This is a genomic window from Blautia segnis, assembly GCF_014287535.1.
In the GTDB taxonomy this organism is placed as follows: Bacteria; Bacillota; Clostridia; order Lachnospirales; family Lachnospiraceae; genus Blautia_A; species Blautia_A acetigignens.
On sequence record NZ_JACOOT010000008.1, the window covers coordinates 92,585 to 104,789 of the forward strand.

Annotated in this window: 8 protein-coding genes; all 8 read right to left on the reverse strand. The window is 44.4% G+C overall.

From position 1 onward, the window contains the following. Positions 1 to 15: 15 nt before the first annotated feature. Complete coding sequence (locus H8S54_RS03120; protein ID WP_186900890.1) at positions 16 to 2,382, reverse strand: glycoside hydrolase family 31 protein; 2,367 nt, start codon at positions 2,380 to 2,382, stop codon at positions 16 to 18. 115 nt (positions 2,383 to 2,497) lie between these two features. Continuing rightward, positions 2,498 to 3,367 (reverse strand): AraC family transcriptional regulator, encoded by an 870-nt coding sequence (locus H8S54_RS03125; RefSeq protein ID WP_186900891.1) that lies wholly within the window; start codon positions 3,365 to 3,367, stop codon positions 2,498 to 2,500. Positions 3,368 to 3,444: 77 nt separating this feature from the next. Next, on the reverse strand, positions 3,445 to 3,723 hold the full coding sequence (locus tag H8S54_RS03130) for a hypothetical protein (protein ID WP_118577797.1): 279 nt from the start codon (positions 3,721 to 3,723) through the stop codon (positions 3,445 to 3,447). Between the two features lie 53 nt (positions 3,724 to 3,776). Beyond that, positions 3,777 to 4,943, reverse strand: coding sequence for an aminotransferase class V-fold PLP-dependent enzyme (locus H8S54_RS03135; RefSeq protein ID WP_186900892.1), 1,167 nt, complete (start codon positions 4,941 to 4,943; stop codon positions 3,777 to 3,779). 6 nt (positions 4,944 to 4,949) lie between these two features. Next, positions 4,950 to 6,317 carry a hypothetical protein gene (locus tag H8S54_RS03140; protein WP_118577584.1) on the reverse strand — a complete coding sequence of 456 codons (1,368 nt, stop codon included), beginning with the start codon at positions 6,315 to 6,317 and terminating at the stop codon, positions 4,950 to 4,952. 319 nt (positions 6,318 to 6,636) lie between these two features. Next, positions 6,637 to 9,564 carry a cobalamin-dependent protein gene (locus H8S54_RS18035; RefSeq protein WP_330600057.1) on the reverse strand — a complete coding sequence of 976 codons (2,928 nt, stop codon included), beginning with the start codon at positions 9,562 to 9,564 and terminating at the stop codon, positions 6,637 to 6,639. Between the two features lie 268 nt (positions 9,565 to 9,832). Beyond that, positions 9,833 to 10,369, reverse strand: coding sequence for a DUF2284 domain-containing protein (locus tag H8S54_RS03160; protein WP_186900893.1), 537 nt, complete (start codon positions 10,367 to 10,369; stop codon positions 9,833 to 9,835). Between the two features lie 4 nt (positions 10,370 to 10,373). Next, the gene (locus H8S54_RS03165; protein ID WP_330600058.1) at positions 10,374 to 12,191 is read right to left on the reverse strand and encodes an ASKHA domain-containing protein; all 1,818 of its coding nucleotides are present in this window, start codon (positions 12,189 to 12,191) and stop codon (positions 10,374 to 10,376) included. Between the last annotated feature and the right edge of the window lie 14 nt (positions 12,192 to 12,205).

Below are 12,205 nucleotides of genomic sequence, written 5' to 3' on the forward strand. Positions count from 1 at the left end.
ATATAACCTCCCCGATTATTTTACAATTACAGTCTGGTACACTGCTTCCCTCATTCCCGGGAAACTTCCTTCTCTTTCTCCAATGTTCAGCCTGCCGGCGCTTTCATCCCATACAAGCTTTGTAATTGCATACGCGCCATTTTCAAAATTGTAATTATTTCCTTCATCCTCATACAGTACAAACTCACCATCTGCCCCAGGATAAACCATAAGCTGAATAGGCTTTTTGGGCTCCTGCTGAGCATAAACCAGCCCGTCTGCAACAGGGATTACCGCTCCTGCTTTTACAAAAACCGGAATCCTGTCAATAGGTGCTTCCACTGTTACATACTGGCCGCCCTTATATTTTTCATTTGTCCAGTAATCATACCAACCGGTTCCTGCCGGAAGATAACACTTCCATGTTTTTTCACGGTCAACAGGCGTACTCTCAGGTCCATAATACATGGGCTCTGTAACTGCACAAACAAGCAGGGACGGACCAAACATAAACTCATTTTCCACCTTTCTGGCTTCCCTGTCTTCTGGAAAATCAAACAGCAGACTTCGCATAATGGTATAATCCTCAAAATGCACAGCCCCTGCAAGGGAATAAATATACGGCATCAGATGATACCTCAGCTTAATAAACTTCTCAATGGCGTCGTAGAACATGGTTCCCTTTTCCCCGAAATTCCAGATTTCCCTTGGTGTGTCTGTTCCATGAGAACGGAACATAGGGAGAAAAGTGCCCATCTGCAGCCATCTGGTGTAAAGCTCACAGTATCCCTTATCCTTCACTCCCTCATTATATTTCCCCTGCCAGAACCATTTAGGCTCAGGATCTGTATTACATCCGCAGCCGCGATTCTGCCATTTATCTGCCACAGTGAAAAATGCTCCGATATCCAGAGTCCAGTACGGATAACCGCTCAGTCCCATATTCAGGCCTTCCACAAGCTGGATCTTCAGGTTTTCCCAGTCAGCACAGGTATCCCCGGACCACAACATGGCTGCATATTTCTGTCCGGAAGCATAACCGGAACGTGTAAGATTTAATACACGCATATCCTCACGGTCTTTTCTCTGATTTTCGTAAATTCCCTTTGCATGCTCCAGCGCAAAAGCATTTGCCACAGCCGGATCCAGGTATTTCTTATGCTCGCCTCCAACCATCAAAAAGCGCTCCCAGGGCTCTCTTTTTACTGCGCCGCCCCAGTCAGGACCGGAAAAAGGTTCTGTGGAATCACACCACCAGGAATCAAAGCCCTGGTCAAACAATCCTTCTTTTGCCTGCTTCCAGTACATTTCCCTGGCCTTTTCATTAAATGCATCATAAGTTGCGTAATCATAAAGCAGATAACCTGCATCGAAAAATTCCTGGTGATTTTTACCGCCGGCATTCATATTTGGCCATACGGAAACCATGGTGTGTGCATGCATTTCATGGATCCGGTTTATACATTCCTTGTTATCCCCATAACGGGACTGATCCAGAATTTTCTCGCCCCAGTTTCCCGGATCCCAGGTGTTCCAGTCCTGGACCACACAGTCCAGCGGAACATTAAGTTCTCTGTAATGACGGACGATTTCCTCCAGCTCTTTCGCTGTATAATACTGCTCCTTTGACTGAATATATCCGTAAGCCCACTTCGGCAGCATCTGCGCTTTTCCCGTCAGATAACGATAATCGCGGATAATTCCATCCATAGAGCCGCCGCCCATAAAGTAATAATCAATCTGCTCCACTGTATCCAGGAACAGGTAGGACTCCCGCCCCTCATCGTTAAAGGTCATAAGAGAACAGCAGTCAAACAGGATTCCATATCCTTCTGTGGAAACAAAAAGAGGCATGGGAATTCTCATATTATGCTGGTAGAGATACTGATTATGACCGCGGTAATTATAAATTCCCTCCTCAGCCTGTCCAAGGCCGTGAATCTCTTCCTCCTCATTCCAGTCAAAGAAAACTCTGGCGCGATAGCCCTCGCGTACCTTTTCCGGCTTCAGATTTTGAATAAAATTACGCTCTCCATCTACAGTTTTCACGCGATTGATAATCGGCTTCTCTCCACCGGTCGTGTAACGTACCACATCAATTTTCGTCAGATCTGCCTTATTCTGGGTGCACCATTTGCTGCCATCCGCATGCTTCCATTCCACACATCCCTCAGACAGATTTAAAGAAACCAGAACCTTTTTTGTTCTTACATTCAGCCTGCCTTCTTTTTCTTCTGCTTCAAAAGCAACTTCAGGATAATCCTTTTTTTCAATTATAAGCGACTCCGGTTCTCTGATCTCTTCTTTTCCGATCACGCAGCGGATAATTTCCTCTGTCACTGGAATAAGACGATAAACCATTCCCCCGGCTGCTTCCTGCACATAGCTTTCCGTTTTTATCATTTTTTCTTTTCCTCCTTGAATCGGTTAAAAAGGCCGCCATATCAGGACAAACTTTCCTACTTTCATCCTAACATGCCAGCCTTTGATCGGTCTATGTCATATCCGCTCCTGAATTTTAATTATTTTTACTCTTCTCATCTCCAGGAGTTTTTCCCATATGTTTTTTGTACAGTCTGTAAAAATTTGAAATATTATTAAAACCGCATTCCATGGCAATTTCCGTTACATTCGCCCCGTTTTCCCGAAGCATTTCACGTGCCCTGTTAACCCGCAGCCGTGTTACGTAATCGCTGAAGCTGATATTGGCCACCCTGCGAAAATAGGATGAAAAATAATTGGAGCTCATATAAACAGAGGCTGCAACTTCCTCCAGGGTGATCTTCTCACAGTAATGATCATTTATGTATGTGAAAGCCTGCTCAAGGCGTTTCATTGCGTTTTTCTTTTCCTTAAGCATTTCCCCTGACTTGGTCTCATCCTGATATGCGCGGATCAGCATGGTAAGGATTCGAAGAACATTAGCCTTGATCATCAGCGGATAGCCCTCTTTACGCTCATTCCACTCCTGGTGGATTTCGCGGATACTGATCCGGATTTCCTCATTTACCTTCTCTTCCCGCCCAACTCTGTTCTTGAAATTACTTCCTCGCTCCACAAATGGCTTCAGATATTCTGCATCAAACACACTGATCTTCTCAGCTACAAATTCCGGAGAAAAAATCATTACCAGAAGCTTCATATTACCGCCAAGCAGCTTCCATCCATGAGGCTCCACATTGTTAAAAATGATAATATCATCCTTCTCCATTGTATATTCCTGGCCGTTGACAAAATAATTTCCCTTGCCTTCCAGAATCCAGGTGATCTCAAAATAACTATGCCAGTGCCAGGTTCCCGGGCGGCTGTTAGCCTGATTTAATTCTACCTCTGATATCTGAAAAGGAAACTCCTTATCAAGAGGAATGCTGTCACGTTCCAGTTTCATCTTCTGCCTCCTGTAGCTGTGTCATATGCACAGTATAGCAGAATTCCTGCTGACCTGCAATCTCCCTTCCGGACTCCTTATCCCAGAAATCTTTCCAGTTTTTCCAGTTCTTCCTCATGCTTTCCGTGAACTGCGATTCTGAAATAATCCTTTCCCTGGACACCTTTTATCATATAATAATCACTTTCTATTTTGAAAAAAGGCTCTTTAAGCATATCCAGATATACAAAGCTTCCAAGAGGTTTCAGACTCAGTATAAACTCTCTGTCTATTGGCTGATCCAGCAGATAATCCGTTGCAAACCATCCGGATTCTGCGCATTTCTCCCTTGAAGGCTGTTTCCCAAGAATTTTCATTTTCTCTTTTGTTCCCTTCAGATAATTTTTTCACACGATTTCATCAGATTCAGCTACCTTTTTAAGGAAGCTGCAATCTGTCCGGCAGCTGTCAGAAAAGCCTGAATATCTTTTTCCCCGGTAAACCAGGAGATGCTGACTCTCACAGTTCCACCGTTTTCTGTCCCCATTGCCTGATGGATCAGCGGCGAGCAGTGCAGTCCGGCGCGGACTGTGATCCCATATCCGCTTTCCAGTATATAAGCTGCATCAGAAGCCTTTAAGCCATCGAAATTCATACTCAGAACAGGCCCTCTGCGCCCTTTGGGACTGCCGTAAATTTGAATGCCATCTATCTTTTTCAGTCCCTCATACAACAGATCCATAAGCATTTCTTCTTTTTTCTGTATCCAGTCCAGCCCTGTTTGGAGTATATACTCAGTCCCTGCAAGAAGCCCTGTAATTCCCGGAATATTCTGTGTTCCCACTTCATATTCATAATCGCCATTTTCATAGATGAGCTGCTGACTGTTTCGCCCTGTGCCTCCGTATTTTAATGGTTTCAGGGAAATGCCCTCTCTGATATAAAACCCGCCTGTTCCCTGGATTCCAAGAAGACTTTTGTGCCCTGTAAAAACAACGGCATCTGCATTCCAGCCATCTACATCCACAGGAATACATCCTGCACTCTGTGAAATATCTGTAATTAAAAGCAGGTTGTTTTTTCTGGCAAAATCAGCTGCCATCTTCATATCCTGTATATATCCGGTCACATTAGAGCAATGATTGATGATCAGGGCAGATGGCTTTTTTCCGGTTATTTCTGTCGCTTTCTTCAATGTATTCTCAAGAGCCTGTTCCGTTATTGCTCCATCGTTCCCACAGGGAACGATCCATACAGGATGTGTATTTTTCACTGACTGATTCATCAGCGGCCTAAGAACGCTGTTATGCTCTGTCTGCGTTGCAAGAACAGCCTGACCTTCTTCCCCGAAATTCAGGCCGCAAAGCAATGTATTCATACTCTCCGTTGCGCCTGAGGTAAAAAAAATCCGATGATAGTCACTGATATTTAAAAGCTTTCCAAGCTTCTCCCTGCACAGCTCTTCTGCATCTTTTTTTAATATATCGCTTCCTCCCCTGAACTGCGAAGCAGGCGTGCCTGTAAGACACGCCTGCACCGCTTCGTATACACAGGAAGGTTTTGGCCAGGAAGTGGCCCCATTGTTCAGATAAATCACTAAAAATCATCCTTCCAGGATATTGAAATCCATAACCTTTGCAATTTTTTTGATCAACCTGGTATAATCACCAAAAATCAGAACCTGATGATGTCCAAAGCCAGCCAGATTGTGCATAAACTCCCTTGCATCATCCATCTGGATATAGTAATACGGGCTGCAATAGGTCTCGGCATATTCCGAACGGATTACTTTTCCTTTCTTAATGCACATGGTATCACCTGCCGGATTGAAACGACCAAGTGTAATATAATCGTCTTCGTTCTGTGTAAAATCAACCTGAAGCTTACCGCCGAAGCCCTGTCCGGTAAATGCCCACAGCTTGTATTCCAGCGGTTTTGTTCCGTATCCGTTCATACAAAGTGCCGGAACTGCATGATGGATCCTGAGCAGCTCATCTGTCTCATGATTTGGATTTCCCATAAAGGCCGGACGGTTTGCAGCGTATTGCATGATCAGCATTGCCATAAGTGCATTCAAGTCTTCCTCGCATCCGCTTGGAATTCCCTCATCCTTCATAATTGAATGACACATGCATGGTGTAAATTTACGGTTCTGTGGAATTTCCGTCGTACAAAGCTCATGACAGGCTGTGGAAAATGCATTGCAGTCATAAATATCCATCATTTTCTTTGCTGCAAGATAATATTTAATGTCATTGATAAACCAGTCGGTATTTACCTGAGTATCTGTAGAACCAGCAATCAGCTTATCCGCAATTGGCTTTGCCTCTTCATCCGTAATCTCATCCATATATTTGAAAATAGATGTGAATGGAAGCTTGATCACTTCAAATCCATAACGCTGACGAAGAACCTCCGGATCACGGATAAGGCTCTGAATTCCAAATGTAGGCTGGGAACCTGCGGTCAGCACAAGTGCTCTTGTATTGCGAACTGCTTTTCTTACCCAGAGAATATGTGCGATTTCATTTACATCCTGAAGATCCATTGCCACGTATGCTTCCACACCAATTGAGCGGCAATATGCTGCAAAATCAATGCCCTCATTTCCATTCTGCCAGATAATGACCGGTTTTCTGTAGCGTTCCAACTTCGGAATTCTCCATCCCATGCAAAGGAAGCAGTCAATTTCATCTACATCTTCACCGATCTTGTCGAACATTTCTTTTTCTACAACAAAGGATTCATTATATCTTACATCCAATGCCTCTTTAAATTCAACCTCGCTAATCACGTCCTTCAGGGCCTCTACAGAGCTTTTGAAGGTTTCATCAGCAACCTTTGTCTCTGCCTCTACAGTCATGTCTTCTTTTCGTCCGGCACGGCACGGTCCCTCCCAGAAATGAGTATGTGTCAGACAACCGATCAATGGTCTTACAACAAGTTTTACATCCATAGCTTTCTGTTTCATAGTTTGAAATACCTCTTTTCCCCATTCGATTTTTGTGTTTCCCCCGCGTATTAATTTCAATTATATCTTTTTAAAAAACTTTTTCTTCTATTTTCTTCCTGTTACTTTATACTTTCTTATTGTTTTTTGTACTAATTACACAAATATTATAATTATTCCTATTAGTTTTATATGAATTATTGCACGTTGTATATCTCATACAGACAACGCAAAGCGCCGACAGATTTACCTGCCGGCGCTTTTTGGTTTTTATTATGGAGTTAACAAAACAAACTTAATTTGAATATGGGTTACTTCCATCAATAAGACTGCATATGTTTCAGCGTCCCAGAGACTCTACAAAAGTTCCCTTCACATCGCTCCAGTTGCGGTCTGCATAATCAAGAAGATATGCAGCCTGCTCCATGGACATTTCCGGGAAAAGAAGGAAAAGGCTGTGGGAGCCGTATTTATTTACAATTCGGTCTACGTTGCGGATCCAGTCTTCAAACTCACCGGAATATACCTTTACCCAGATGGATTTGCCTGCTGCAATTGCTTTATCATAGATCACATCCCAATCCGGAAGGGTTCCGTCCGGACCGGCATCACCGCTGGTCCACTGAAGAGCATCAATTCCCTCAATTTCCATAAGCGCATCCATGTGCTTAATTGCAGCCGGACCATCCAGATGATAAAGTACATGATCTACATTTTCAGACTGACTGCGTAAGGACGGCTGGATATATTTACGGAAATCTTCCGGTGACATCATTGCTGAGAAATCGCACTGAAGCTTCACCGTTCTGCCTGGTCCCCAGATCTGGAATACGGTGTATGCATTTCCGCCTTCTTCATCTTTGATAACATCATAAAAACGGTCATAATATTCATAATAAATGTCCGTTACCTCCTGGATTCTTTCCCCGATCATTTCCGGCTCATCCAGAAGATCAAACAGAATATCCTGCGCTCCGCGAAGAGAGGCAAGAACATCAATGTTTTCCATAAGATCCGGCATATCCACATAGAAGTCATCTCCGGCAAGTGCCTGACAATCCTTTGCAAGCTGAAGATGTTTCTTAAACCATTTATTCTCCGGATCAAAGGTCAGCTTCGGCACACCGTCCCAGCCGTCCAGACATTTGTTAAACCATACTGTATCTTCTTTAAACCCAATTTCAGAACCAAGATAAGAAGCAAGTGAGCCTGGTCCAAAATCAATATTCAGATTCGGAAAGCTCTCTCCAAGGAATGCATGTGTCTGGCAGAAGTAACGATAGCGGTCAACAATTCTCTGAGGGTTCTGGTATTTGTCCTCCATATCTTTCCACTTCAGTTCTTCCGGCATATTATAGTATTTTCCCTGACAGATCTGATCCAGATAACCGCCCTCTACAGGTGTTCCGTCGGAGTACTGCTCCACCTCAGGTCTTCTTGCGATTACGCACATAAGCGGTCTTCCCGTGTTCTTATGCGCCCAGTAGTTGCGGAATTTCTCTTTGGCAGCTTCCATATTTACTTTGTAGCCTTCACCAGGTTTTGGAAGCTGAATTTTGCTCAGATCCACTTTATCCTTCACAAAATGAGGTGCCTCATGAAGCGGTCTGCGTACCCAGGTACCATTGGTTTCGGATGTTTCGTAGGAATCATCTTCCGGAGTTTCTTCTGCATCCGGCTCTGACTTTGTCTGCGCATCAGTCATCGCAATATTTTTCTCTTTGTCTTCCGCACCTGCAGTTACGCTTTCCTCGCCCTTTACTGAAACCTGGTCAAATTTCCCGGCTGCTGCCTTTGCACAGAATCCGGATTCCGCATATTTTTTTGCACACTCTGCCGCAGAAGCTGCATCCTCTGTGTATGCGTCTGCTCCGATCTCATCTGCAAACTCCTGGCTGATCGGCGCACCGCCAACCATAATCTTAATACGGCTTCTGAATGGCTGTGAAAGAAGTGCCGCTACTGTGTCACGAAGTGACGGCATTGTAGTGGTAAGAAGAGCGGAAAGTGCTACAATGCTTGCTTCTTTGTGCTTATTTACCTCATCAATAAAAGTCTGGATCGGCACATCAACACCAAGGTCAATTACTTCGAAGCCTGCACTTTCGAACATCATTCCAACCAGGTTTTTACCAATGTCATGAAGATCTCCGGCAACCGTTCCAAGAATGATGGTTCCTGCGCTTCCGGCCTCTCCGGTTGCAAGATATGGCTTCAGTACTTCCACACCAGCCTTCATGGCTCTGGCTGCAGCCAGCATCTGTGGTACAAAAATAATCTCTTTCTTAAAGTTATCGCCAACAACTGCCATGGCGCCGATCATGGCGTCGTTGAGGATTGCAGTTGGATCACATCCTGCATCAAGTGCCTCCTGAACAGCCTGTCCGATTTCTTTATTTTTTCCATCCTGGGTTAATTTGAAAACCTTCTGCATTTTCTCATCAAGCGGAGAGGCAGGAGCCGGCTGAGCGGCTTCCTCGGATGCTTTGTTTCCGAATTTATCAATATACTGCAGGCAGTATTCATCACGCTCCAGAAGTGCGTTTGTTGCATAGATCATACCAATCATGTTTTTGTTGGTCGGATCTACGATGGCACTGTCCATACCAGCATTCATAGCAAGAACCATAAATGCCTGGTTAATATTTTTTCTCACCGGAAGTCCGAAGGAAATATTAGAAAGTCCGCTTGTAATGTGGATCTCCGGATATTCGTATTTGATTCTTCTGCAGCAGTCTGCAAATACAGTCAGCGCAGTCTGGTCTGTTCCCAGGGTTACAACCAGTGGGTCAATATGTAAACGGCTTGGTGCAATGCCGTACTGTTTCGCTTTTTCCATAATTCCAAAGAAAATTTTCATACGACGCTCTACGGAATCCGGAATTCCATCGTTATCGCAGAGAAGGGCTACGCACTCCCAGTCTGTATCTGCGATCACTGGAAAAATAGTGTCAATTTTGTCTCCCTCAAGGGAAACAGAGTTAATAAGTCCCGGTCTTTTACAAAATGGAATGGCTGCGACACAGGATTTTGCACTTGGACTGTCCACACAGATCGGTGTGTCTGTCACTTCCTGTACAAGATCAATCATCCATTTCAAAGTTTCTACCTCTACGTCCTCTTCTACTGACGCACATACATCCAGAAATGTGGCTCCCGCTTCTGCCTGCATTCTGGCTCTTTCTCTGATCAGGTCCGCATCCTTCTCAGCGATAGCTTTGGCAACTGACGGAATGGATCCGTTCAGCTTCTCACCAATAATAATCATGGCATTTCCCTCCAATATGAAATTGTTTTTGCTGCTCATCAGCTGTTTTTTGACAGCTTTTATTGTTCTCTCCGCTTGAATACCTCCGCTAAGACATTCTTTTCAACAAATTCATTTTATATCAGAAAAAGGGAATGCCGCTTCTCTTTTTTTCTCATTCCATTATACTATCTTACTGTGAATATTTTCACATATTATGATGAGTTCATAAAAAAACAAAACGCTTCGTCATGTAAATATGAGTTGCATTTTGCTTTTTGATCTTATTTTATTTCAGTAAATAACAACTGGTATAGGCAATTTTTCCTGAACCATAATAATAATCCAGATGATTTGCCTGACACACCTGCATGACCAGCATTCCATATGCTTCCATTGAGGAAAAAGCTTCCCCTGGAAAACGGCAGGGCGCATCCGGATAGGTACAAACCTTACACTTCGTACAGCATCCCGCTCCAATAGGCAGCATGTCCGGGTAAAACTTCCGCAGGTCTTTTTCCAATGCATAAAAGGATGCCTTGTGCATGTCCTCGATTCGCATCATTCCCTCCCCATCCATGGAATCTTCCAGTTGTCCAACAGTCTGCACCAGAATCCCCAGCTTGTACTTTCTTACTCTTTTTTCGCATTCTTCCAAAGTACCGCAGCCTGGAGGACAACTCCAGCATTTATTGTATTTATGACAGGAATCAGAAGCGCACATCTGGCGAACTTCTGGTTTCAGTTCGATGGTATCACAGGCCAGCGGCACTGTGTGGGTAAAACCATGGGACTGACATAATTCCTTTAGCTCTTTAAAATTCATTTTTTCACTTCCCAAATCCAAGCTCGTCTACGAAGCAGTCCTGAAACTCCGGACAAGCAGCCAGCTCCAGAAATTCAATTTTCTGTACGGCCTTTTCTGCTTCATGGCGCTCCTTTTTATTTAACAGTGCAATCTTTGCCCCTTCTCCGGCAGCATTTCCCACACAACTTACTTTCTCAGCAAAGTTTTCTGGAATCAGGCCGATTCGCGCGGCGTTCCTGGCGTTCATGTAATTCCCGAATCCGCCAGCCAGATACACAGTCTGAACCTGAGTTTCTTCTACATTTTGTTTCTTCATTAAAAGTCGGATTCCCGCAGCAATGGCAGCTTTCGCCAACTGTACCTCACCAATATCTTTCTGTGTAAGATAAATTTCCCTTTGTGATTCCCCTGACGGCACAAGTACAAAGGTATCCGCTTTCACCTGCCCACTGTGCAAAATTCCGTTTTCGTCCAAAAGCCCAGTGCGCAGAAGTTCTGCTATCAAGTCAATCAGGCCAGAACCGCATAATCCTGTTGGCTTCTCATTTTCAATAGTAGTATACTGCCACTTTCCATTTTCATATTTCACATGGTCAATGGCACCTGGAAGTCCTCGCATTCCGCACTGGATTTTTGCGCCTTCAAATGCAGGCCCGGATGCTGCGGAGCAGGCAGCCAGACCATGTTTATTTCCAAGAATCATTTCTGTATTGGTTCCAATATCCAGAAGCAGTGTGGTTTCTTCTTTCAGATCCTGGCGAAGCGCCAACAGACACCCGCTGGTGTCTGCACCTATGTAGCCTGCAATGTTTGGAAGCAAAATAAGCTGGCCCTTTTTATGAATATGAATTCCATAATCAGATGCCCGTAACGTAAGCGGCTGACTGATTGCCGGAGTGTACGGAGCATGAACTAATGATGCAGGCGAAATTCCAAGAAACAGATGATGCATGCAGGTATTTCCAACAAGGCTGATCTGATAGATATCTCCGGCTTTTTGTGATTTTTCAATAAGGGTTTCTAATATTTCATTGATTGTCTTTCGCACACATTCACTCAGCGCTTCTGTGCCATGTTCCAACACATAATCGGCTCTTTGAATTACGTCTCCGCCATACTGCATTTGAGGATTCATCCGGCTTTCTGTTGCCAGAGTCTGTCCGTTTCTTCCATCAAGAAGATAGCCAACAATTGTAGTGGTTCCAAGATCGATAGCCGCTGTGAAAATGTTACAACATGCTTCTGAATATCCTGCGTCATTTCCAGACTGGTTTTGACAGAGATCCGCTTCCGTGTTGCTACTCTGCCGAAAATCCAGAATTTCATTCTCTGTATAGATTACTTCCCACACTGGCGCAAGCATCCTTTTCTCATATAAGATGCCAGAGAGCTGAACATCTGCAGCCCCCACCTTAATATATGGAACAGCACTGTTTTTGCACCCGATTTCTTCATGATCGTTATGAATTTCCCCGTCCCCATATACCGCAGCCAGCAGTCGTTCCCATTCTGACCTTTTTTCCCCAATCTCCGGTTTTTCCAGGCGGATCCTTTTCACCCGTAAATCTGGCTGGAAATTTACGTTTCTTGAAAATCCCTCACTGAGAATTTTTCCTCTTTTCTTCTTTCCCGGAATCTCCACCTGGCAGTCCCCTACCACCTTGGTCTGACAGGCCAGCACAGGATTTCCATTTACCTTCACCAGGCATTTTCCACAGCTTCCCTGCCCGCCGCAAGGCGCATCCGGCTCCAGCCCTGCCCGGATTTCCGCCTCCAAAACCGTTACCCCCAGCGGAACTTCCATACTGATTTTTTCCCTTACAAAATATACTCTTGCCACTGTCTTACTTGTCC

Bases quoted from the DNA above. Each gene is read 5' to 3' on its own strand.
- H8S54_RS03120 (WP_186900890.1), bottom strand. From the start codon at position 2,382: ATGATAAAAACGGAAAGCTATGTGCAGGAAGCAGCCGGGGGAATGGTT.
- H8S54_RS03125 (WP_186900891.1), bottom strand. From the start codon at position 3,367: ATGAAACTGGAACGTGACAGCATTCCTCTTGATAAGGAGTTTCCTTTT.
- H8S54_RS03130 (WP_118577797.1), bottom strand. From the start codon at position 3,723: ATGAAAATTCTTGGGAAACAGCCTTCAAGGGAGAAATGCGCAGAATCC.
- H8S54_RS03140 (WP_118577584.1), bottom strand. From the start codon at position 6,317: ATGAAACAGAAAGCTATGGATGTAAAACTTGTTGTAAGACCATTGATC.
- H8S54_RS18035 (WP_330600057.1), bottom strand. From the start codon at position 9,564: ATGATTATTATTGGTGAGAAGCTGAACGGATCCATTCCGTCAGTTGCC.
- H8S54_RS03160 (WP_186900893.1), bottom strand. From the start codon at position 10,369: ATGAATTTTAAAGAGCTAAAGGAATTATGTCAGTCCCATGGTTTTACC.